Annotated in this window: 20 protein-coding genes and 1 other annotated feature (1 of these 21 running past the window's edge); of the genes, 8 read left to right on the top strand and 12 right to left on the bottom strand. The window is 61.3% G+C overall.

Annotated features, from left to right (window positions below):
* The first annotated feature begins 3 nt into the window (after positions 1-3).
* Both ACPQ6D_RS00975 and ACPQ6D_RS00970 read left to right on the top strand, forming a co-directional pair.
* Positions 4-1,701: an AMP-binding protein gene (locus tag ACPQ6D_RS00975; protein ID WP_423222415.1), complete on the top strand. Its 1,698-nt coding sequence runs from the start codon at positions 4-6 to the stop codon at positions 1,699-1,701.
* Between the two features lie 9 nt (positions 1,702-1,710).
* Positions 1,711-2,187 (top strand): GNAT family N-acetyltransferase, encoded by a 477-nt coding sequence (locus tag ACPQ6D_RS00970; protein ID WP_423222414.1) that lies wholly within the window; start codon positions 1,711-1,713, stop codon positions 2,185-2,187.
* A 65-nt stretch (positions 2,188-2,252) separates the two neighbouring features.
* Here the strand turns inward: ACPQ6D_RS00970 and ACPQ6D_RS00965 are convergent, their stop codons facing one another.
* The 10 genes from ACPQ6D_RS00965 to ACPQ6D_RS00920 all read right to left on the bottom strand — a co-directional run bounded on the left by ACPQ6D_RS00965 (position 2,253) and on the right by ACPQ6D_RS00920 (position 14,432).
* A complete protein-coding gene (locus ACPQ6D_RS00965; RefSeq protein ID WP_423222413.1) occupies positions 2,253-3,059 on the bottom strand; it encodes a GNAT family N-acetyltransferase in 807 nt (268 codons plus the stop codon).
* Between the two features lie 105 nt (positions 3,060-3,164).
* Positions 3,165-5,741, bottom strand: a complete 2,577-nt coding sequence (locus tag ACPQ6D_RS00960) for an N-acetylmuramoyl-L-alanine amidase (protein ID WP_423222412.1) — start codon at positions 5,739-5,741, stop codon at positions 3,165-3,167.
* Between the two features lie 80 nt (positions 5,742-5,821).
* Positions 5,822-6,301 (bottom strand): hypothetical protein, encoded by a 480-nt coding sequence (locus ACPQ6D_RS00955; RefSeq protein WP_423222411.1) that lies wholly within the window; start codon positions 6,299-6,301, stop codon positions 5,822-5,824.
* A gap of 54 nt (positions 6,302-6,355) precedes the next feature.
* Complete coding sequence (locus tag ACPQ6D_RS00950) at positions 6,356-7,486, bottom strand: branched-chain amino acid ABC transporter substrate-binding protein (RefSeq protein ID WP_423222410.1); 1,131 nt, start codon at positions 7,484-7,486, stop codon at positions 6,356-6,358.
* A gap of 87 nt (positions 7,487-7,573) precedes the next feature.
* On the bottom strand, positions 7,574-8,452 hold the full coding sequence (locus ACPQ6D_RS00945) for a hypothetical protein (protein ID WP_423222409.1): 879 nt from the start codon (positions 8,450-8,452) through the stop codon (positions 7,574-7,576).
* Positions 8,453-8,461: 9 nt separating this feature from the next.
* On the bottom strand, positions 8,462-10,186 hold the full coding sequence (locus ACPQ6D_RS00940; protein ID WP_423222408.1) for a vWA domain-containing protein: 1,725 nt from the start codon (positions 10,184-10,186) through the stop codon (positions 8,462-8,464).
* A gap of 41 nt (positions 10,187-10,227) precedes the next feature.
* Positions 10,228-11,484: a type 2 periplasmic-binding domain-containing protein gene (locus ACPQ6D_RS00935; protein ID WP_423222407.1), complete on the bottom strand. Its 1,257-nt coding sequence runs from the start codon at positions 11,482-11,484 to the stop codon at positions 10,228-10,230.
* A gap of 27 nt (positions 11,485-11,511) precedes the next feature.
* Positions 11,512-12,009, bottom strand: a complete 498-nt coding sequence (locus ACPQ6D_RS00930; protein WP_423222406.1) for a hypothetical protein — start codon at positions 12,007-12,009, stop codon at positions 11,512-11,514.
* 209 nt (positions 12,010-12,218) lie between these two features.
* Positions 12,219-12,905 (bottom strand): PspA/IM30 family protein, encoded by a 687-nt coding sequence (locus ACPQ6D_RS00925; RefSeq protein ID WP_423222405.1) that lies wholly within the window; start codon positions 12,903-12,905, stop codon positions 12,219-12,221.
* 144 nt (positions 12,906-13,049) lie between these two features.
* Entirely contained in the window at positions 13,050-14,432 is a 1,383-nt protein-coding gene (locus tag ACPQ6D_RS00920; RefSeq protein ID WP_423222404.1) for a winged helix-turn-helix domain-containing protein, read from the bottom strand.
* Between the two features lie 290 nt (positions 14,433-14,722).
* Between ACPQ6D_RS00920 and ACPQ6D_RS00915 the strand changes: the two genes are divergently transcribed.
* Both ACPQ6D_RS00915 and ACPQ6D_RS00910 read left to right on the top strand, forming a co-directional pair.
* Entirely contained in the window at positions 14,723-17,725 is a 3,003-nt protein-coding gene (locus tag ACPQ6D_RS00915) for a molybdopterin-dependent oxidoreductase (RefSeq protein ID WP_423222403.1), read from the top strand.
* Positions 17,726-17,747: 22 nt separating this feature from the next.
* Entirely contained in the window at positions 17,748-18,164 is a 417-nt protein-coding gene (locus tag ACPQ6D_RS00910) for an OsmC family protein (protein ID WP_423222402.1), read from the top strand.
* A gap of 234 nt (positions 18,165-18,398) precedes the next feature.
* Here the strand turns inward: ACPQ6D_RS00910 and ACPQ6D_RS00905 are convergent, their stop codons facing one another.
* Complete coding sequence (locus ACPQ6D_RS00905; RefSeq protein WP_423222401.1) at positions 18,399-19,349, bottom strand: aldo/keto reductase; 951 nt, start codon at positions 19,347-19,349, stop codon at positions 18,399-18,401.
* A 148-nt stretch (positions 19,350-19,497) separates the two neighbouring features.
* On the opposite strand from ACPQ6D_RS00905, the gene ACPQ6D_RS00900 reads away from it, so the two are divergent.
* Positions 19,498-21,084: a phospholipase C gene (locus tag ACPQ6D_RS00900; protein WP_423222400.1), complete on the top strand. Its 1,587-nt coding sequence runs from the start codon at positions 19,498-19,500 to the stop codon at positions 21,082-21,084.
* 39 nt (positions 21,085-21,123) lie between these two features.
* Here the strand turns inward: ACPQ6D_RS00900 and ACPQ6D_RS00895 are convergent, their stop codons facing one another.
* Entirely contained in the window at positions 21,124-22,011 is an 888-nt protein-coding gene (locus ACPQ6D_RS00895; protein ID WP_423222399.1) for a methionyl-tRNA formyltransferase, read from the bottom strand.
* Between the two features lie 45 nt (positions 22,012-22,056).
* On the opposite strand from ACPQ6D_RS00895, the gene ACPQ6D_RS00890 reads away from it, so the two are divergent.
* The 3 genes from ACPQ6D_RS00890 to ACPQ6D_RS00880 all read left to right on the top strand — a co-directional run bounded on the left by ACPQ6D_RS00890 (position 22,057) and on the right by ACPQ6D_RS00880 (position 23,076).
* Positions 22,057-22,401, top strand: a complete 345-nt coding sequence (locus tag ACPQ6D_RS00890; protein WP_423222398.1) for an oxidative damage protection protein — start codon at positions 22,057-22,059, stop codon at positions 22,399-22,401.
* A 206-nt stretch (positions 22,402-22,607) separates the two neighbouring features.
* Complete coding sequence (locus ACPQ6D_RS00885) at positions 22,608-22,826, top strand: hypothetical protein (RefSeq protein ID WP_423222397.1); 219 nt, start codon at positions 22,608-22,610, stop codon at positions 22,824-22,826.
* Positions 22,827-22,941: 115 nt separating this feature from the next.
* Positions 22,942-23,076, top strand: coding sequence for a hypothetical protein (locus tag ACPQ6D_RS00880; RefSeq protein ID WP_423222396.1), 135 nt, complete (start codon positions 22,942-22,944; stop codon positions 23,074-23,076).
* Positions 23,077-23,225: 149 nt separating this feature from the next.
* Positions 23,226-23,353 (top strand) — a binding site (T-box leader); it runs 133 nt beyond the window's last position.

Raw genomic sequence — 23,353 nt, 5'->3', positions numbered from 1 at the left:
AACATGGACGAGAAACCCTGGTTGGCGCATTATGATGAGGGCATCCCGGCAACGGTAGCCCCCTACTCCGGCACTCTGTTGGAAAAGCTGGATGAGGCGGTCAAGCAGCGCCCAGAAGCCGCGGCGGTCTGGTTCAAGGGCACGACGCTGACATGGCGCCAAGTGGACGAACTGAGCAATCAGTTCGCCAACGCGCTGGTGGCGATGGGGGTCAAGAAAGGCGAGCCGGTTTCTTCTGTGCTGGTCAATTCGCCCCAGGCGGTCATCGCACAGTTGGGCTGTTGGAAGGCGGGCGCGGTTTATGCACCGCTGAATCCCCTGTACACGGAGCGCGAACTGGAAGAGCTGCTCAATACCAGCGGCGCGCGCGTGATGTTGGTGATGACGCCGTTCTACGAGCGCATCAAGGCCCTGCAAGCCAAGACAAAGCTGGAATATGTGGTTGCCACACGCGTGCGCGAGTATCTGCCTTTTGTGCTGCGCCTGCTCTTCATCGCCTTCCGCGAGAAGAAGGGAGGCCACCAGGTGGCCCTGGCAGCCGGCGACCACTATCTGCCGGACCTGCTAACCCCGCAAGCCGGCAAGCCGAAACCCAACGTGCCCATTTCGCCGGATGATGACGCCCTGCTCCTGGGCACCGGCGGCACCACGGGCATTCCCAAAGTGGCGATTGGCACCCATGCGGGTCTCTACGCTGCGGGCAAGCAGATTCGCACGTGGTTCAAGGATGCGTTGGAGGACTGGCAAAGCTATTTCTGTCTGCCGCTGCCGCTCTTTCACGTCTTCGGCAATGGCGGCGCCCTGAGCACGAGCCTGTACGGGCACTTCCCGCTGGCGCTCGTACCCGACCCGCGCGACATCAAAGACTTGGCCGAAACCATTGGCAAGACCAAGCCAGCCTTCTTCATCGGCGTGCCCACGCTCTATATCGCGTTGCTCAACAACCCCGAAGTCAAAGAAGGCAAGATTGATTTCCATTCCATGAAGGCCTGCATCTCGGGTGCGGCGCCGTTGTTGGCTGAAACCAAGACGGCCTTCGAGAAGCTGACCGGCGGCCGCATCGTGGAGGGCTACAGCCTGACCGAAGCTATGATGGCCTGCTGCATCAACCCCTACAAGGGCGCTTTCAAGCTCGGCTCGGTCGGCATGCCGGTGTCTGATGTCTCCGTTCGCATTGCCGATGCGCTCACAGGCGAGGGCAGCCTGCCGGCGGGCGAGGTCGGCGAAATCCTGCTCAACGCGCCGCAAATCATGAAAGGCTACTGGGCGCGACCCGACGCCACGGCCGAAATGGTGCAGACGCACGACGGGATTCGCTGGCTGCACACGGGCGACTTGGGCTACCTGGATGAGGACGGTTACGTCTTCATTGTGGATCGCAAGAAGGATCTGATCAAACCGAGCGGCTACCAGGTATGGCCGCGCGAGGTCGAAGAAGTGGTCAGTCAGCATCCGGCCGTGCAAGAAGTGGCTGTGGCCGGCATTCCTGACGCCTACAAGGGCGAAGCCGTGGCGGCCTGGATTGTGCTCAAGCCCGGCATGGCCGCAACCGTGGACGATATCCGCGCCTTCTGCAAAGAACGCATGGCCGCCTACAAGGTGCCCTCGCGCATCGAGTTCCGCGAAACGCTGCCCAAGACGATGGTGGGCAAGGTGCTGCGGCGCAGCCTTGTGGATGAATACAAGCAGAAGAGCCAGTAGCGCACGGCCATGTCACCCACCACTGAACCGCTCAGCGCGGCGCTGCAGGTGCGCCAGGCGCGCGCAGATGAGCAGGCGCTGATCAGACGCCTGGTCGCCAGCGCGCGGCTGGACCCTACCAATCTGCACTGGCAAAACTTTTTGCTGGCTGAAGTCAATGGAGAGGTGGTGGGATGTGTCCAAATCAGGCCTTATCCGGGGCTGCGTGAATTGGGCAGCATGGTGGTGCGGTCGTCCTACCGCAAACGCGGCGTGGGCGGCGCGTTGATGCGCACGATCCTGAGGCAAAGCGTTCCGCCGATCTTCCTGGAGTGCCCCGCCTACCGGGTCAGCTTCTATGAACGGTTCGGCTTTCGCGTGGTCGGCGTGCGCGAGATTCCGTGGGTTCTACGCGTGAAGTGGATTTTGGGGAACACCCTGGTGCGCTGGCTGACCCGCGTCCCCATCCGAGCCATGCGCTGGGACGGACCATCCGTCGTAGATTGACGCCCTGACACCACACCATCAAGTTTCAACGAAGAGGCGGGTTTTTCAACCCGCCTCTTTTGCTTCTATGGTAAGTCGAGCACCATCAACCATTGCCGCTGCGCATCATCAAGACTCATGCGCGCCTTACTGGCCTGGTACGAGAGCACCGGCAGCTCAGACGTTGTCCAGGGCAGGATCGGCAGTTCCTTGTGCGCGCGGAAGCCCAGTTTTTCCCAGAAGGTGCGGCCGCCGGTGCCAACCAGGCCATAGATGATGTCCAGATCTTGTCCTGCCCCCACCTGCAAGCGCGCCCAGCCGCGCTCGGCAGCCCAGGCGATCAATGCCTTCACGAGCGATGTTCCAATGCCGCGGCGCTGGAAGTCCGTCGCATCCCCGCTGCTTTCGTCAGGCAAAACCAGCAAACCACTCTGGAATGTTGGCGCGCCCATCTCGATGCACTGAATGAACAGGGTGTTCGCAGGGTCATCTGCGTCAACGGCCGGCCAGAACCAGCTCGAGCGCATGGAGTCCGAGTGGCGCCCCAGGCGCATCATCAGCGCGCTTGGGAAAAAGCGAATGACGCCAACGATCTTGTCATGGTGCCACGCCTGAATGGCGCATGTGCCGTAGCGGCGAATCACCTCACGCAGGAATTCGCGACGTTCGGTCGAAGCGCCTGGCGGGCAGACCAGGCTCTGCCCCAAGCGCGGCGCGACTTCATCGAACAACGTTTCCGGCCACGGATGCTGAAGCAAACGCCCATCAACCTGGTCATCGGCAGGCTGGCGCAACTGAGCCATGGCCAACGGGCCATGATGCAGGCACAGCGTCGTTACGAGATCGTCGCCCATGGGGCGAATATGGATGGCTCCGTCGAGGGTTGGTTGCATGGACAGGCTCCTAGTCATTGATCCGCAGCATGTGATGGTAGTGGGTCATGCGCGGGAATCCGATACACGATACAGCCGCACGAACGATGGTGCGACTGTATTATATCAAAGCCGCTGCATAGCTTGCAGTAAGATTTCCTTCCAACGCGCACCCAGAAGCCACTGTTTCCCCGGCGATCCGACGCTTTCCAACTCGCTGCGACCCACAACGGCGTCGGTTGTCAGTTTTAACTCTTGCAGCAGCCAGGCAATCAGGCGTGCGCCGCTGTTGATCTGCGCAGTAGTTGGCGGCACATCGGTGAAATTGCCTGCAAACGCCACCCCCACCCCATCCAGGTTGACGGCCGGCGTCACCGTTTGTTCGCTTACGGTTTCCAGCGCGTTCGTCTGGTAAATCGTGCCATCTCCGACGATCAGAAAGTGATAGGTGATGCCGGCGCGTCCCTGCCCGACCTGTACCTGCGCAATGCGCTCCGCCGTCACGTTGTCGCGCGTCACCGTGTGATGAATCACCACACGCCTGATGGTGTCCAGCGCACGCGAGTCGTATCGCGCGGTTGTATGATGGGGCAGCTGCGCACTAACGTCCTGCAAGTCAGGCCGCGCGATGCGCGGCGGTTCGCCTCCGCCGGGCGGTTCGCCTCCGCCGGGCGGTTCGCCTCCGCCGGGCGGTTCGCCTCCGCCGGGCGGTTCGCCTCCGCCGGGCGGTTCGCCTCCGCCAGGCGGTTCGCCTCCACCAGGCGGTTCGCCTCCACCAGGCGGTTCGCCTCCGCCGGGCAGTCCAGCCTGGCAATCAGCCAGCTGCCGCTGCAAATCAGCGACCTGGGCTTGCAGGGCGCTGATCGTTGCCTGCTGATCTGACGTGTGTCGGCGCAGGTCGGTAGTCAAGTCCTGTAAATCGGCCACCTGCACCTGGTATTGGGTCAAGGCCAATTCGCCATCCGCCAGTTGCGCGCGCAGCGTCTGATTGTCGGCTTGCAACCGCGCCACATCGGCTGTCAACCCTGGCACCTGAGCCGCCTGGGCTTCGGCGCGCTGTGCTCTGTCCAACGCGGCCGCCGCCGCGTTGCGCGCCTGCGCCAGGTCTGTGCGCGCCTGCGCCAGCTGTTCTTCGCAGGTAGGCGGGGTCGGCGGGATCAGGCTGCGCACCTGGGCGAGCAGGGTTTCCTTCCAAGCCGCGCCTTGGAGCCATTGCGCGCCTGGCGAAGCATTACCGGGCTCCACTTCACTGCGACCGCTGATCGCCGTGGGGGCCAGGCCGAATTCCTGCAGTAGGAAAGCGCACAGTTTGGCTGCGCTGGTCATCTGGTTGGCCGAAGGCGGGGCTGCGGTAAAATCGCCGGCCAGCGCCACACCGATGCTGTCTGCGTTGACTGCGTCCACGCCGGTATGCGCGGCCGCGGTGCGCAGGGTGTTCGTCTGATAGATAGCGCCGCCAGCCTGGATCACGAAATGGTAGGTGATGCCTGGTTTGCCCTGCTGCACCTGCGCGCGCGCGATGAGGTCTGGCGTGATGTCGCCCGCGGTGACGGTGTGGTGAATGATCAGGCGCTTGTTCGCATTCCACGGACGCATCGGATAACGAGCCGCAGGGCTCCGCAAAAGCAAGGTGTGAACGTCCGTCCAGGCGGGACGCGCCACCGGCCCGGGGCTGGCGCGCCATTCATCGGCCGGGTACTCGACGGGTGTGGTGCAGTCCGGGTTGAGCGGCGGGGCGGCGCGGTCTTTCAACGCAGCGATCCGATTGCTGATCGTAATCGGCCGCTGCTGATTGTCCACGCCCAGGTGGCGGAACGTTTCCCAACGCCCGGCATGGCCCACCTGGTAGAGGCACGCCCCCAGGACATAGGCGTCACGGCACATCTGGTCGTTGTACCAGTCTAGCGATTCCCAGTAGGAATCTTCCGTCACCGAATCGGGTGGATACAGCCAGCCCACATCGCCGCCGTCGAGGATTTTGTACATGCGCGCCAGGCCAGCCTCGGTGATAATGGCGGTATGACGGTTGTTGTAACGTTGACAGATGCCGCGCATGGCCTCGCGATAGAGCAGCGCTGCGCTGGAAGCGCCGGCGCGCGGCATGAGAGTCGGCCAGCCATACTCGTGAAAACCAAGATAGCGGTAGGATTCTAACGTGCGTGGAAACCAATCGAGATAGTGCGAGGCGTCAATGTAGTTGCCAGCGCCAAAGTTGAATGCCACGGCCTCACAGCCAGCCGTTTGCAGGCGTGCGCGAAAGGCCGCCTGGAAACGGTCAAGCGACTGACTGCGGCGCTGAAAGAACTCGGCAAATTCCGGATAACGATCCAGGGGAGTGCCCAGTTGATAATTCTTGAAAGAAGCCGGGCCAGGGAGGGTTTCGTTTGGCCCCATCCAGGCATCAATCAGCAGCCGGCCGGCCGCGCGCTCGGTGGCATAGCCAAAATCATACTCCAGGATGCGATTGGCGTAAGCGACGCCCGCCGCGTCGGGGTCCGCAGCGTCCAGCCAGCGCACCTGTTCGTCCAGCGGCACAAACAGACGCCCAATGATAAAGGAGTTTGGCGAAAGACTGGTGCGAATCTCACGCAGCAGGCCGCGGTCGCCGGCGTGAAACAGAATGACCGGTGGTTTGACTGAGGCCAGGGCGTCTCGAATGAATGGCACCGTGCTGTTTTCAATGTAGAATCCGAGCTTGTTCACGGCGAGTTCTCCCCACAAAAGAAACCAGGTTCGGTGAGTCGCTGATCCTCAAGAACCTGGTTTCTGTCTGACATTCATGCTCAGGCGGCCGCGGGTTGAACCTCGGCGAGCATACTCTCAATTTGCTGAACACGCTGTTGCTCGGCGGCCAGGAATTCAGTCCACAGCTCGGCCACATCACTGGGAGGATCGGCCGCCAGTTCGTGTTCATACCAACGCACCGTGGCCCGCGTCCTGGCCAATAAAAGAGCCAGGCGCGCCTCTCGGCTCTTCACGTAACGCGCCTCGTCTACCTGGCTGCGCGCCGCGTACACGCCGGCTGGAGGCACATCATAGAGGCGCAGCAGGCGTGAGATATCTGCAATTTCAGCGCGCAGGGCATCAACCAGGTTATCCAACCAGGCTCCGATTTCGGCCTCGGCTGCAGCCGCATGACGCTGGTAGTATTCACAAATCGTCAACAACGTGCGCTTCTGCCGCAGATTGACGGTCAGGCTTCTTTGCGCTGGCGTCAATTCGACGGCACGGGTGTCTTGGTTTTCGTCTGTTCGCTTGTCCATCCCACTCCTATGGGCGCGCGCCATGCGAGCCGCCGGCGTCATCCGATGCGTGCGTCATGGCGCCACTTGTACAAATTGACTATCTTTGACCTGGAAGATGAAGACTTTGGGATTTTTGACGTCGCCTTGGGCGTCAAATTGGAGATCCCCCATGACGCCGCGGAAGTCCATCTGGCGCATCGCATCCGCCACTTTGGCGGAATCGAGCGAGTTCGCCTTTTTGACGCCCTCAGCCAGCACGGCCATGGCGCTGTAACCATTGATGGAATAGGTGTCTGGGTTGCGAGATTCCACGGCCTGATAAGCCTGAATCCAGGATGCGCCTGCCACCTGCGGGCTGGGGGCGAACGCGCTGACATACATGCCCTCAGCCGTACCATTGGCTTCGTCAATCGTCGCCGCCAGAAAAGCGCCGTCGCTGGCCAGCATCGGTATGGTCACGCCATTTTCGATCAGGTCGGCCCGCAGATAGGGCGTTTCGATCTCATAACCAGCGTAGAAGATCGCGTCCGGGTTGGCCGCCTTGATTTGCGCGACCTCATCCAGGTAGCGCGGCTGACCCTCCTTGACCTGCAGCGTCAACACAACCTCGCCGCCAACGGCGGCCAAAGCCTTTTTCATCTCGTCACGCAAGCCAACACCGTAAGGTGTATCGTTGTGCACGACGACAATCTTCCGCGCTTTCAGATTGTTCACCAGGAACCCGGCGTCCACCGCAGCCTGCTCCGTGTCGTTGGCATTGACGCGGAAAAAGTTGCGGTAGCCCTTCTGCGTGATCGAGGTTTCGGACGAGGTGGGCGTGATGACGACGAGCGACATGTCCTTATACACTTCCATCGCAGCCAGCGTCTGTCCACTGTTGAGGTGACCGACCACACCGATTACTTTTTGGCCGGATGCCACCGCGTCCTTGACCTTCTGAGCGCCGGCAAGCGCCACATCTGAATCGGACTCATCATCCAAGCCAACGACATTGACTTTGTAACCGAGTAGACCGCCCTGGCGGTTAATCTCGGCGGCCGCCAGCCGCACGCCGCCCAGAACCGTCTGCCCACCATTGGCCTGAAAGCCAGACAGTGGTACGGCCACAAAGACCGTCACCTCCCCGCGCGTCGGCTGTGGGCTGGCGTTGCAGCCGGTGAGCAGAAGGCTCAGAACGATCAAAACCAAGATCACGTTGCGCATGGCAAACTCCTGTTATCTCATAGCGGTTCCAACGGCGCGGGGCTATCATGATGGGTTGGCGCAGCCCGCAGCGCTACGCCTGGCCCGTCAACCGGCCGCCGACGTCTTGCGCGCCGGCGGGGCCGCGCGCAGGGTTCCGACATCATGTTCGGCATCGTACGCGTAGACTTCATTGATCGAGGAGACCATGTCGTTGAGCGTGTTGACCTGGTCAGAGATATCCGCTTGTAGGCGCTGCGTGCGACTGCTGTCCACATCGCGTGCGCCAATCAACTGGATTTGTGGATAGATGGTGCCGAGCGCGGCCAGCGATTGCTCCAACTGGAACTCGGCCTTTTCCATCATGTTTTCCAGGCGGTCCAGGGCCTCCCCTTGCGTGATGCGCGCATTGATCGCGGCCTCCATCTGCTGCCGCACCGACGGGTCGCGCTCCAGGTTGAGGCGTTGACGGTAGCTAGAAATTTCGGCCGGCACGGACTTCATGTCACGCTTGATGACCTCATCGCGGCGATAGGCATCCAGGCGGCGGGCCAGTTGAAACATGTTCGCCAGCCAATCGTTGATCTGGCGCACCGTGTCGCCCAGGCGATCCTGCATGACCCCGCCCTTTTGCGTCTGCACAGCAGCCTGGATGCGCCGGAAATAATCGAGCGCCTGGTCCAGCTTGCCCTTGATCGTGCGATCGCTGATGCCGGCGGTCGTGAATTCCTGCAAGAACAGATCGGCCACCACCTGACGGTTGTGCTCAGGGTCGGTGAGGCTGCTCACAACCAAACCGGCCACACCCACAAGGCCCAACGCGGCCCAGCCCCACACGGGCCACCAGGGAAACGGCTCTGGCACGAAGTACGTGGCTAACAGGACGCCGGCCACGATCAGAGCATTTTCCACGCGCAGCAACGCATGTTCCAGGATGGCCTGGCGGGCCTGGCGCTCGATTTTCTGGCTGATGGACTGGTCAGGCATAGTGGCTACTCAGAAATAGCTGGACAGCAGCTTGTACAACTCCCGAATCGTCTGCTCAGTGCCTTCGCGCACCTGCCCGCCAGACGCCTCGGCAATGGCGAGCAGCGTATCATAATCAGCGTCACTGCCGTACGCAATGCAGAAAATCACCACAGGCACGCCCCCCTGGTTGCCGAGCTGAATCTCACGCACCAGGGTATTCAGACTGACCTGGGAGGCATTTTCACGCCCGTCGGTCATTGCGACGATCGCATTGATTCGCTCGCGATCGCCGCGCTCTTGCAAGCGCCGGTAGGCCGTGCGCACCGCGTCCAACAGCGCAGTATCCCCATTGGCGTTCAAGTTCGCAATGGCGTTATTCAAGGCGTCGCGCGTGCGTCCTAGCTCATCCAATTCGAGCACGTTGTTGACCTGCCCGCTGAATTCCACCAGCCCAACCTGTTCCTGATTGCCCTTGATCTGCGCCAGGAAGGCGCCGAGCGCAGTCTTGGCCGCGTCGAGTTTCTGCCCGCGCATCGAGCCGGAAGTGTCAACCACCAGGAAGACGTTGGTCAGACGCTTGGTATAGTACCAAACATTCTGCACCACTTCTACCACGGCCGCGGGCGGCATTTGCAGCGTCGTTTGCGGCTGTTTCGCATCTATGCCGTTCGCCGCCGTCAGCGGGGAATCTGGGCCATCGAGCGCCATACTCAGGTCAGCCGGGCGATACCCGTAGCTCAGGACTAGCTTCTGGGATGCCGGGCTCAGCAGAAATTCACGCAGGGCCTGGTATGTGCGGCGTTGATTGGCGGCCAGGGTCGGCAGCTCGAGCAGCGCCAGCGGGTGATCGGCCCACAGCGTGCCTTCGCTGGGATAGAGCGCAACCAGTTTTTCGCCCCGCTGATCACGATTGAAGCGCACGACGAGCTGTTCCTGAATCACAAAAGCATCCAGGAAAGAACGGCCTTCCTTTTGGGCGCGCTCAATCACGGTTAGCTCGCCTTCGCCGTAATACTTGACCGTGCGCTCGATGTTGCGCACATAGTCCAGCGTGGCCTGCGCGGTTGCATCGTCCGCGGTCAAACCACGCGTCTTGCCCGCGCCCGCATAGAATTCCGCCAGGGTCGCGAGCAACCCGCTGGCGTGGCTGGTCGAAGCATGGTTCCATTTGAAATTGGCATCGCTGGTCGCGCGCTTCTGGATGTCGCTCCAGCCAATCGGCTGCGGCCAGCCAAGACCACGGGCGACCGATTCCCAGGCCGCGATGACGATAGGGCTGACCGCGTAGCGCGTGGATTCGCCCACACGCCGCGGCGCAATCTGTCCGGCTTCGACCTGTTGGCGCAAAGCCCACTGGCGATCGAGTTGGTCCAACCACAGGGTGGAGTCGGGTGTGAGCGCCTGGAAAGTCGGATTCTCCAGCGCGGCGCTAACCATATCCTCTGGCGTCATTTCCAGCAGTTTCACCTGCATGGGCTGGCCGTCTGGGGTGCGCAAGTTCTGGCGATTGAACTGATCCACCAGCACCTGCAGCATTTGTCCTTTTTCTGGCGAATAAGCCAGGGTCACAGTGGCATTGCGAAAGCCCACCGTGTTGTCGGCCTGCTTCACGATCGGCGTCAACGGTCTGCCGAGGCCGTTCCAAGCAATGACGGCCATGGCGCAGCATAGGAGCAAGGCCAATGCGCCGCCAATAATCGTTACCGTTGTCGCGGGCGGAACGCCGCCCTGCTTTTTTCGTTGCTTTGTCATCGTGGCCTCATTTGAGCGCATGTTTCGCTGGCGTGTCACTCTTACCGCTGAGCCACATTCAAGTCAAACCAGCGGAGCAGGGCCAGGAGCACCTCGCGATTCGGGGCGCGCATGGCCGTGGTGCGCGGCACAATGGCTTGGGCGCCCTGCTTCTCCCACTTGGCGAACAGGCTGTCACCTTCCATCACCGGGATGTCAGGATTGGCTGGCCGCAAGCCGCGCGCCACTGCCTTCTTCTGCACATCAGGCGACAGCAGGTATTTTTGGAACTCAAGCGCCGCATTTTTCTCAAACGCGGTCGTCTCTGGCCCCACCCACACCGTAAAGGGGAAGTCAAACCAACTGACATAGTTCGGATAGCGGATCAGCAGGGGATCCGCCCAGCGCGTCTGGATGCCAGCCATGTTCGTCAGCAGGTCGCTTTCCAGCAACTGGCCGCCATCGCCTACCGAATAGCCAAACAAGGCGAAATCTTCGGCCGTATACGCACTGGACCCGCTGACGTCAGTCAGCGCGCCCATCAGTTCCTTGAGCCAGGCCTGAAACTGAGGGTTGGTGACGTCTGCAACGCTGATATCGGTGCGATTGTAATACTCACCCGCCGCCGCAATCATGGCAGCCAGACCGCCCACATTCTTGCGCGGATTAGGCACCACCAGCTTGAAAAATCCCCAACTAGGGTCGCCGCCCAGCTCGGGCCAGCCGCCCTTGGTGATGGCCGCATCATGGATAGACTTCCAGTTGATGTCGCCGAACTTCGTCTCCAACACACGCGCGCGGGTCTGATAGATGCCCCAGGCAAAAAGCGAAATGGCAATGGGCCGCGCCCGGTATTCTCCGTCCGTGAGGAAGACATCACGACCGAGGCGCTCTTTGTAAGTCACATTCGCCAGTTCCACCAGGTAGCGGCTGTCAGGAATCCAAACGGTGGGGAATTGGGCAAGTTTCGCTTTCTCAGCCTCCGTCAAGCTGTCCGCGGCCCGGTCGCCGAGGACGCCGAACTCGTCGCGGTCCCACTTGCCCAGCGCCGTCAACCCGTCCATAGCCACCACTTCTACCTGGATGAGCTCATTGCTGCCCGGCAAGCGATGTTTTTCGTCATTGAACTGCTTGGCGGCGTCACGCACCCACGGCTCCACCGGTAAGGCCGTCAGGACGCGCACCTGGATTGGGCCAGTGGGTGCAACCACCAGGGGTTGCTGCGGTCGGGTTTGCAGATAGCCCAAGCCCCAGGAAACGCCAATGACCACCAATGCCAACACGATGATGGCAATGAAGATAATGCGAGTGCGATTCATGTGATTTATCTCTCGTTACTTGTTAGCTCACTTCTTCGTCCAGCGATAGACAGCTTTGCCATCGCTTGGCAGGGCAGTCAGGGCCGGCGCTTCCTCTCCCTTGAGCGGCTTGAGCTTGCCGCGGGTGACGATCGCCTGCACCAACTCAGGGTCATACAACACATCTTCATAATAATACTTGGGCGGCTTGTCGGCCTTGATGCGTAGGCTGCGCTGCTCATCGCGCACGGTGAGTTCAAGCTGCTTGATGTCGTCCCAGGAGAATTCCTGCCGCACGCCCCACAACCGCAGCGGATTGTTCACGGTCAGGCCCTGATCAGTCACGATCACCTTGCGGTTCGCAACGTAGGCAGCATCCCACATGGCAAATAGACCCAGAAAGCCAGCGATGGAAAGCACCAGGATGCCCATTGCTTCCGTGATCATACCGCTGACCCAGGCAAAGAAACAAGCCAGCAGCACGGCGAAGCCGGTGGCGAACTTGACATTCATGCTGCGCGGCTCAAAAATCATGGCATTATTCATAACGATTGAGTTTCCCCCTCTGCACGTGATGTTGACACGACGGCGCATGGCAAAACTGGCCGCTGCGGCGTGCGTCCGAACCACCTGCTGTCAGTATAGCCGAAACAGAACGACGATGCAACACCCACCCGATACTTCAGAAACACACGCGGATCGGGTGGGTTCACACAGCAACAGCAGCCATAACGAACCCAAAGTCCGGCGAATGCCTATGATCCGGCGCTCATCCCCAGGCGGCGCTTGCGCTCTTCCAACTGGCGGTTGAGCGTCTCGCGCTCCAGCACATCGTCCATCTGCCGATCAAGCCGGGAGGCAACCATGTCGCTTTCGGCCTGCGCCTTGTCCAGGCGGGCGCGGATGGAATCAGCCACGCGGGCGATATCGGCGTCGCCGGAGCCAACCAGGTCATCCAACGACTTGACGGCCTTGGTGCTGACTTCCTTAGACTTGGCCAGGGTCAGCAAAGCCTGCAGCTCTTCTCGCTCCTGCTTGACCGTGGTCAACTTGGCTTCCAGCTTGAGGCGAGCATCCAACAGCTTTTGATACTCGGACTGCTGGCGATCGGCCTGTTCCTTATACGAATCAGCCAGGCGCTTGGTGGAGTTGAACTTGGTCTGCGCGGCCACCGCCAGTTCTTCACGTCCCTCGCTCAGGAACATGTCAATGTTCTTGTCAAGTTCCGCGGCCTTACCGGCAAATTCATCATACTTGCGGCGCAGCATACGCGCCTCGCCGCCCACGGTGGCTGCGGCGTCTTCTAACTCCGCCAGGTTGTTCTCAACCTGGCGAATGTACTGATCGAAGACCGCAATCGAATTGGACTTCAACGCCTCATCTACCATGTAGTGCAGATTAGCCGAGATGAGCGTGCCGATTTTTTCTAACAACGATGCCATGCTTGCGTTACCTCCGTTGATCTGAGCGATTCATGCAGCCTGGCCAAAATCCCAGGCAGTTGGAAAGGCTACCCTTGCGGGTTGATTTTACCCGCAATTGTCGAATTGCGCTAGACGGCGCCCTGACGCTTGACTGACGGTCGGTTAGGACGCCCCAACCAATTTGTAACCCCGCCCACGCAAAGTGGTCAAATAGCGCGGGTTCGTTGGATCTGGCTCGATTTTGGCGCGCAGGCGACTGACCAACTTTTCGATGCGGGCATCATCTACAGTATCCATGTAGTCTTGTCCCCACACCGCTTCGACCACCTGGTATTTGTCGCAGATCTTGCCCAATTGACCGTAGAGCAAGAGCAGCAGGCGAAATTCCAGGTTTGTCAAGGCCTCGGTGGGGCGACCGTCCACCGTCACGGTGCCGGTCTCCACATCCACGCGCACGCCCTGCACGCCAGGGCGCACCAGGGCGCTCTGCTGCGCCAAAAATTGGCCGAACAGGCGACTGAAGATACGCGGGGTGTCATCTTCTGCGCCCAAGAGCAGATGTTTGTTGTGCAGGGTGTTCATGACCGGCAGCGGCGCCTCGCCCCCCGGCGTGACAAGAGCCATCAAAGCGGCGCGCTCCCCCTCGTTCAACCCGGCCCAAATTTTGATACACTCCGTCTGCACGGCCAGGTTGCGCGGCAGGCGCTGCGCCGCTTCGCGGTGAATGATCCAATCCTGGGCTGCATCCCGCAGCGGCGCGCCGGTCAGACTACCCAACACGCCGCACGCCGCCTCGACCAGGCCGATATGACCGCCAGCCCAATCAAAGACAAAATCTATATCGCGCGTGCTGAAGGTGACGTGTAGTTCGTCGGCGAGCTGGCGGATCAAATCAGCCGCATCGTCAGGCTTCAGCGGCGGCAGGTAGTAGGTGTGATGTGTGAAAAGTTCGATAAACTCGTCAACGGTCTCGTCGCGGCGCAGCAGCGGCAGGCTTTCGTTGGTAGCCGTTACAAAAACCAACGTGCGCCGATATTGATCCCTCAACGCGCGCAGATTGAGAAAAACGCGGCTCTCGACGCGGGCCAGGACGTCATCGAACTCATCGAAAACCATCACCACGGTGCGCCCCAGGCCATCGAGCACAGCGGTCAAACCCTGGTTGAAACTCAGCGGGATGTGAAATGGGCTGTGTGGGTTGATCAGTTCTTCATAGGCGCTGCGCAGCGCGCGCACCAGGGCGTCAGGCACAGTTTGTTGGCGCAGCGTATCCTGCAGACAGCGCAAAACCAATTCATAGAGACCCTGATCATTCAAGCCCAACATGCGGTTGCAGTCAACATAGACAAAAATAGCCTCGCGGCTCGGCCCGCTCCTCTGCGCCTGGAACTGAGGCAGGCACAACATGCGCAGGAAGGCCGATTTGCCGATGTTGCTGATTCCTACCACGGAGCAGCTCTCCAGCGCGTTCAGGTACTGCAGAACTACCTGCGCTTCATCGCCGCGCATGAAACTACCGTCGCTGCGCACCATGCGATCGGGCATACGTGTTTCGTCCTCGTGTGTGGTGTTAGCGCCTTTACCGGCAGCCCGGCCACCGGCTCGTTGACCCATGAGGTTCCAGGCGGCAATCCGCTCAGGACGTCGGGTCGCCGCCGGAACTATTCCTCTGTACGCACAAACGTGTTTGGGGTTGTAAGTATTGTATCACATTTGGCCCTTGCGACCAACTCTAACCATTATCAGCAGTTCTAAATGCAGTCCGCACAACCTATTTTGAACACCCACCGCTTGTGTGTTAGAATTCACGCAGGAGCCAACACTTTCGGGAGGCAATGATGCACATCCACCTTACGCTCAATGGCGAACAAACGACCTGGGACACGGCGCCGCATGAACTGCTCTTGACGGCGCTGCGCCGAGCCGGCATGTGGAGCGTGAAGCACGGCTGCGAAACGGGCGACTGCGGCGCCTGCGCGGTGCTCCTCAACGGCAAGCTGGTCAACACCTGCACGCGGTTGGCCGTTCAGGCCCACGGCGCCGCCATTGAAACGGTAGAACACCTCGCGCCTGACCAGCCCGGCCGGCGTGACAACGACCTGCAGGCATCATCTCCGCCCGCCGCGCTGCACCCGCTGCAGCGCGCCTTCATTGAAACTGGAGCCATCCAATGCGGCTTCTGCACTCCGGCCCAACTGCTGGCTGCCAAGGCGCTGCTGGATCAAAACCCACATCCCAGCGAAGACCAGGTGCGCGAGGCCATCGCCGGCGTGCTCTGCCGCTGCACCGGCTACGCACGCCCGGTGCAGGCGGTGCTGCGCGCAGCCGCCATCCTGCGCGGCGAAGCGGCGCCGCCCGCGGAAATGCCTCCAATCATCTTTGCCAGCGGCCTCGCGGCCCAGGAACGCCAGGCGCCTGCGGATGATACGCCAGAATTTCCCGATGATTCCTTCGATGGACGGCCCACAGAGACGCTGACCCGCACGCGCATGCCGGTCATGGTCGTCGCCCAGCCTGAAACGCGCGTCGTCAACAAGGCAGAAACCAAGGTGGATGCGGTCAAGCTGGCTAAAGGCCGCCCGGTTTTCACCGACGACATGACCCTGCCGGGGATGCTGCACGCGGCTCTGTTGACCAGCCCCCACGCCCATGCGCGCATCCGCGCGATTGACGTGAGCGCCGCACGCGCGTTGGAAGGGGTGCACGCCGTGCTGACCTACCAGGATATACCGCGCGTGATGTACGCCAGCGGTGGGCAAAGCTACCCGCAGCCGCACCCCTATGACCAGGCGTCGCTTGACTCCAAAGTGCGCCATGTGGGCGATCGGGTGGCGGTAGTGGCGGCGGAAACGCCTGAGATAGCCCAGGCCGCGCTGGCCTTGATCCACGTGGACTATGAGGTGCTGCCGGCTGTCCTTGACCCCGTGGCCGCCATGCAGGAAGGCGCGCCGCAAATTCACGATGAGCCGGACGCGGTGGGCATTCATGACGCGGCGCATAATCGCTCACATCATATTTATGTCAAACATGGCGATTTGCAGCAAGCCTTTGCCGCAGCCGCGTGGACCTTCGAACACGAATACCGCGTGCACCAGGTGCAGCAAGCAGCGATTGAGCCGCACGCCTGCATCACCTACTGGGATGAGGACGATCGCCTGGTGGTGCGAACAAGCACACAGGTGCCTTTCCATGTGCGCCGCATCATTGCGCCGCTGCTGGGTTTGCCGCTGCGCCGCATTCGCGTCATCAAGCCGCGCATCGGCGGCGGCTTTGGCGGCAAGCAGGAAATGCTCCTCGAAGACCTCTGCGGGCATCTGACGATCGCGACGGGCCGGCCCGTGCGCTTCGAGTACACGCGCAGCCAGGAGTTCAGCAGCGCGCGCTCGCGTCATCCACAGATCATTCGCATCAAGACGGCGGTGCGCAAGGATGGCACGTTGGCCGCCATGCGCATCAAGACGGTGGCCGACACCGGCGCGTATGGAACCCACGGCCTGACCGTGCAGATGGTCAGCGGCTTTCGCGGCCTCAGCACCTATCGCCTGGGCGCGGCCGAGTTCGACTGCGACGTGGTTTACACCAACAAACCAACGCCCGGCGCGTACCGCGGCTATGGCGCGCCGCAGGCCCTGTTCGCGCTCGAATGTCACATGGATGAAATCGCACTCGCCATCGGCTGGGATCCGATCGAGTTCAAGCGCAAGAACTGGGTGCGCACAGGCGATGAAATGATGATGGCGCGGGCGATGGGCGAAGGGCGTGAAGGCTTTGCGCAGTGGGTCACCAGCAGCGGTCTGGAGGAATGTGTGCAGGAGGGCATGCGAGCGATGGACTGGGAGCGCAAGACGCGGCCAGGCTTTCACACCCCGCACCCCGACCGCCCCCATATCCGCCGGGGCTTGGGCGTGGCGCTCTGCATGCACGGCACCGGCATCGCCGGTCTGGACATGGGCGCAGCCAGTCTCAAACTCAATGACGACGGCAGTTTCAATCTGCTCGTTGGCGCCACCGACCTGGGCACCGGCTCCGACACCATCCTGGCCCAGATTTGCGCCGAAACCCTGGGCGTGCCGCTGCGCGACATTATCATCTTCTCGTCCGACACCGATTTTACGCCGTTCGACACCGGCGCGTACGCGTCCAGCACCACCTATATTTCAGGCGGCGCGGTGCTCAAGGCGGCCGAGCAGGTCAAAGACCAGATCATCGAGCACGCGGTCAAGCATCTGCTGCCAGGCGCAGATCCGGAACGCGTCTGGTTGGAGGATCAACACGTGCACGCGCCGGACGGGCGCAAGGTCAGCCTGGAAAAAGTGGCTCTGCATGCCACGCATCAGGCCGATCAGCATCAAATCATGGCGACGGCCAGCCACATGAGCTACGTTAGCCCGCCGCCCTTTGCCGCGCAGTTTGTCGAAGCGGATGTGGACACGGAAACGGGCCAGGTCACGGTAAACCGGCTGCTGATGGCGGTTGACTGCGGCGTCGCGATCAACCCTCTGACCGCGGCCGGCCAGGTGGAGGGCGGCATGGTGCAGGCGCTCGGTTACGCGCACTGCGAAGAGATGGCCTACGACGACGAGGGCCATCTGCTGAACCCACGCTTCGGGCCTTACCGTATCTACCAGGCTGACGAGATGCCCCGGTTGGATGTCATCCTGGTGCAGACCTACGAGCCGAGTGGGCCGTATGGGGCCAAAGCTGTGGCAGAGATTCCGAAAGATGGCGTGGCGCCGGCCTTGGCCAACGCCATTTTTGACGCTACGGGCGTGCGCATTCGGCAGATCCCGTTCACACCGGAGCGGGTGTGGCAGGCGCTGCAAGCCGCGCGCAGTTGAACAATAAACATGGAGTGAACAAATGGATACCGTTAAAGCAACCCTGGTAGATGCGATGCACTTCGACATGGAAGTGGATGGGCATCATTTTATGGTGGATGCGGCCAGCGACGTGGGCGGCATCAACGCCGGGCCGCAGCCGGTGCGCCTGTTGATTGCGGGCCTGGCCGGCTGCACGGGCATGGATGTCATTTCCATCCTGCGCAAGAAACGCCAGGAAGTGACACGCTTCGAGGTGGTGGTCAACGGCGCGCGCGCGGCTGATTATCCGAAGGTCTACACCGACATCGAGATTGTCTACAAGGTGGCCGGCCATCACATTGACCAGGCGTCGCTCGAGCGGGCGATTCAGTTGTCCGAGGAGCGGTACTGCCCGGCCATGGCCATGCTGCGCAAAGCAGCCAATATCACCAACCGTTACGAAATTGAGCAAGCGTAGTCAAGTCGCCGTAGGATTTCCAAATATAGCGCATATTTAACCACAAAGAACACATAGAACACATAGAACACATAGAACACAAAGGAACAGCAGACCAAACGCAAAGCAGCAGCTCTTTGTGTTCTTTGTGATCTCTGCGGTTGAAAACTCGGTCCAATTTGGAGCTGCTGAAGTCGCCGAGGATCGCCGCAACCAGCGCGCGACAGGCGAGTCGGCGCCGGACGATCTGGCCTCTCAGGCGTCAGAAGCCGCGCGGCTGACACGATCGAGCGCGTCAGCCTCCTCGGCGGTGATCTCCCAGCCCAGGGCGCCGGCGTTTTCAGCCGCCTGATGGGCGTTTTTGGCGCCAGGGATGGGCAAGACGCCTGGTTGACGCACGAGCCAGTTGAGCGCGACCTGGCCGGCCGTCTTGCCGTGCGCCGCGCCGATCTCCGTCAGAAGATCCACGGTCGGCATGGCCGCAGCCAATTGCGCAGTCGAAAACGTCTTGAAGCCCCGCCGCATGCCCGACACGGTCGCGCCGGGCCGGTACTTCCCGGTGAGTCGCCCTTTGCCCAATGGACTGTAGGCAATTAAGGTGATGCCGAGTTCCTGGCAGGCCGTGAGGACGCCGTTGCGTTCACATTCGCGATTGAGTAAATGATACTCGACCTGGTTGGCGGCCAGGGCTAGTCCACGCTTGGCTAACACCTCATGCGCCCGCCGCATGCGCGCCTCGCGGTAGTTGCTCACCCCGATAGCGCCAATTTTCCCCTCCTCGACGGCATCAGCCAGCACATTCATCAAGGTTTCGATGCGCAGGGTGGGGAAATACCAGTGCACCTGGTAAAGATCAATGCGATCAACCCGTAGGCGCTGCAAGCTGCCGTTGAGCGCGCGGCGAATCGAAGCGGCCGTCCAGCGATGGGGCAGCGGCGCAAACTTGCTGGCGATCACAATGGGCGTCTGCACGGTGGAGGCCAGTTCGCCCAGCAAGCGCTCGGAGATGCCGGTGCCATAGACCTCGGCCGTGTCGAATAATCTCAACCCTGCGCGCAGGCTGGCGTGAAAGGCTGCAACTACGTCCTGTTTGCCATAGCTGACGCCGTATTGCCATGTTAGCTTGTCGCCCCAGGCCCAAGTGCCGACGCCCAGGGCCGGCACTTCCAAACTGCTTGCTCCGATTCGAATCGTCTGTATGTTCATGATTTCTCTTTGTCCCTCTCTATCGTCCTTTTTAGCCCATCGAGGCCCCAAAGTCAAGTTCGCGGCTTTGTCGCTGCTGGGTGTATAATCTTCCGCAACGATCCGGTTGTGATAAATGTTCAGTCCAGGGAGGGCATGCGGCGCCGCCATGACACCCGACCGACAGCTCGCAAGTAAACCCCTCGTTCAGTTGGCTTTGGGCCTGCTGCTGGCCTTTGGTCTGGCCGCGTGTGTGCAGCCGCCCCTGCCGCCCACTCCGCCGCCAGCCCCGGTCACGCCAACGCCAGCCAGCAGCGTGACGCCGGCGCCGACCCTGCCGCCGCTGCCATCACCGCCGGTCATCACCAGCGCGCCGGGGACTGCCATTGCGACCGGCCCAGCGCCAGGCACACCGCAAGCGGTCACGGCGACCGTTGCGCCGGCGACGCCTGAGGCAACCAATCCACCCACGCTCACGCCAGAACCTGCCACCGACACGCCCGCGCCCACGCCCACCGCGCCGCCGACCCCCGCACCCCTGCCCACGGTGACGCCGCGCCAGATCTTCTTTCCCGGCATTGCCAGCCAGGGACCAACGCCAACTCCCATCACGAACACGCCGATCCAACATGTCGTCATCATCATCAAGGAAGGGCGCAGCTTCGATGCGCTCTTTGGCCGCTTTCCGGGCGCCGAGGGCGCGGTGCGAGGAGAAAAAGCCGATGGCGCGCTGATTGACCTGGCGCGCGCGGGAGACCGCTTGGGCGGCAGTCCGGATGCCTCCAGCGCGTCGGCGCAGCTGGCCATGGGTGGCGGTCGCATGAATCAGTTCGATCTGATTCCAGGCGCGGCCCTCGCGGATGGTTTTTTGCTGCCGTTCACGCAGGCCTGGCCGGAAGATATCCCTAACTATTGGCGCTATGCGCAGACCTTTGTGCTCAGCGACCGCACCTTCTCCGCCGTGGCCGGGCCAGCCTTTCCCAATCTCCTTCACCTGGTTGCTGCGCAATCCGCGTTGGTCACCGACAATCCCACGCAAAGCTCTGACACCTGGGGGTGCGATGCGCCAGCCGGTGCGCGTGTACGCACAGAACCCAACGCGGGCAATCCAACCTGGGTCTTCCCCTGCTTCAATATCGCCAACCTTCCTGAGCGGCTGCAGGCGCGGCCTGTATCCTGGCGTTTCTATGGGCCGCGGCCCGGCGCAGATGGCTATCAAACCGTTGTGCTGAACGCGATCCAAACCATTCGTACGTCCTACCTGTGGAACAATAACGTCACCGGCGACGGACAGTTCCTGGTGGATGTCCTGCGCCAGCAGCTCCCAGCCGTGAGCTGGCTCGTGCCTCCTGGCGAGTTCAGCGAACGCCCCACGGCCAGCCTGTGCGAGGGCGAAAACTGGACCGTGCAGCAGATCAACGCTGTGATGAAGAGCAGTCTGTGGGCAAATACGGTTATTTTTGTCGTTTGGAGCCATTTCGGCGGCTTCTACGATCATTTGCCGCCGCCGCAGGTGGATCAGTTCGGCCTGGGGCCACGCGTTCCGCTGCTCATCATCTCGCCCTACGCTCGACCAGGCTTCATTTCGCACGGCCAGGCCGAGCTGACCTCGCTCGTGACCTTCATCGAGCGCAATTTCGGCCTGACGCCGCTGAGCGGGCGTGACGCAGGCGCCAATGATCTGCTGGAAAATTTCGATTTCCGCCAGGCGCCTTTGCCGCCGCTGCTGTTGAGCGCGCGGCGCTGTCCAGGTTGAGTCTTGCCTTGGACCGAAATTCGAGCCGGCCGCGGCGCTTTACCATAGAACCGTCGCGTGCAGCACACCGGGCGAGAACTGCAGCAGCGCCTCGCGCCCACGGCGCACCACGGGCTGGTCAAGCTGCTGCTGTGGGTCAAAGGCCAGGGCGGTTTGCAGCCACAACGGCGCGCCATGGCCCACCAGGCGGTACGGGTATCCCCACTCGGCTGTGCCGCGCATGAAATTGAAGGCGCGCCGCGCGGCCCAGGCGGCGTTGAGTTTGAAATCCATAGCCGTGGGCCAGGGAAACGTCGTGCTGCGCGCTTCATCCTGCGGCTGCATGGGTAACGGGCCTTGCGCCAGGCGCGCCAGCATGTGCAGCATCAGTTCAGCGCCGGCCTGGGCGGTCAAGGCGTCGGCTTGGGCAGCGCTGCTGCCGTCCGGCAAAGGCACACCGACCTGCGCTACAATCTCGCCCGCATCCACGGCCGGCGTCATCCGGTGCAGCGTCACGCCGGTTTGCTCTTCGCCCAGCCGCCGCTGCCAAAAAAGCGGCGCGGGGCCTCGATAAGCGGGCAGCAGCGATGGGTGTAAATTGAAACAGCCCAGGCGCGGCGTATCCAGCAGCGCCGCCGGCAAAATCAACGAAAAACAAGCGACCAAGACGACATCCGGCGCCAGTGCAGCCAGCCGCTCCGCCGTTGGCGCGCCGCGCAGATGCTTGACGTAGATGACGGGCAGCCCCGCCGCCGCGGCCTGGTCAACGATAGAGGATGGTTGCGCCGCCGTCGAAAGCCGCAGCGCGGATTCGTCCGGCGCAGAGCCTGGCGTCACCACGGCGCACACCTGAACGCCGTGAGCGAGCAAGTATTGCAGCGGAATGGCAGAAAAAATCCCATCCATGCCCATGAAGACGATACGCAGCTTTTGGTTCTCAATGCTCATTGGTGTACAATCACCGCCGCTAACACTTTAGACCGGAGGTTTCAGATGGCCGATCCTGCCGCCAACATAGGGTTCAGCCCCGACAACACACGCATGGTGATGTGCCGCAAGCTTGGTCGCTTGCTGCCCGGCTTGGACAAAGCGCCGTTCAAGGGCAAGCTGGGCGAGCGCATCTTCAACGAAATCTCGCGCGAAGCGTGGGAGATGTGGCCATCCTACCAGACGCTGCTCATCAACCATTACGGCCTCAGCCTGGGCGATCCGAATGCGCAGGATTTTCTTCTGCAGCAGATGGAACATTTCTTCTTCAGCGACGAAGGCCAAATGCCCGAAGGATGGACGCCGCCGGGCGGTGGGCAGAAACAGAAGGGCGGCGCCGCGCGCAAATAGGCCTACGTCAGCTCGGTCATGGCGCAGGTTGGGGCAAGTCGCCGCCGCTGACATGCTGTTTGGCAAGCGCGCGGATGTTGACGCACGCACGCGGAAAATTTGATTTCTTGTTCCCATGAGATCATGCTTCGTCGTCCTTTTGCCATGATTTTACTCCAAATGGGCAAGAAGACGAAAGCCGCCCCAGGAAGAAGGTTGAAAACGAGATGGAAGACGAATTGCGTCCAGAGTACGATTTGAGGAGCTTACGCGTGCGAAAAATCGGTCGTGAGCGGTCTGGATTTGGGGGGCAGTTTATCCAGTTAGCGCCCGATGTAGCAGAGATCTTCCCCGATGCCGAGTCAGTGAATGAAGCTTTGCGGTTTTTGATTCGGATTACTCGGGAAGGTAAACAATCTCCTTCAATGGCTGGTCGGGGTGTCTGATTGACCGAACTTGACCGGTCATTCGACCTCGAGTTCTGGCAAGACCAATCAGCCCAGGCGCGTTTCGACGCGGCATGGGAGATGATCGTCCACGCGCACAAGGTCAAAGGCGGCGATGTTCGTCAACTCCGACTTCAGCGATCTGTTGAGGCTTTTCAACGCCAACCAGGTTAAGTATCTGGTCATCGGCGGCTATGCGCTGATTCAGTACGCCGATCCACGCTACACCAAAGACCTGGATCTGGCGTAAAGTCAAATGAGTGGTGCGTTTTTGCCGTAAGGTGGTCAGTCACGGTTCGCCGTCATGAGCGGCGCTTGTGTGGTGCAGGGCTGATTGCCAGGGCGAACCCACTTTGACAGGCAGCAGACGGTATGGTATCCTTGCCGCCATTCATAACTCAACAAGCGTTGACGGAGAGAGTACGCCTGAAACGGATAGCCCAGAGAGCGACCGCTGGCTGCGATGGTCGCCTGTCTGACTGGCGGAAAGACACTCCTGAGCTGCATGGTTGAACGATGCAGGCACC

The organism is Candidatus Amarolinea aalborgensis (genome assembly GCF_900491745.1).
Classification (GTDB): Bacteria; Chloroflexota; Anaerolineae; order SSC4; family Amarolineaceae; genus Amarolinea; species Amarolinea aalborgensis.
This window is presented reverse-complemented; position numbering and strand designations above follow the sequence as displayed.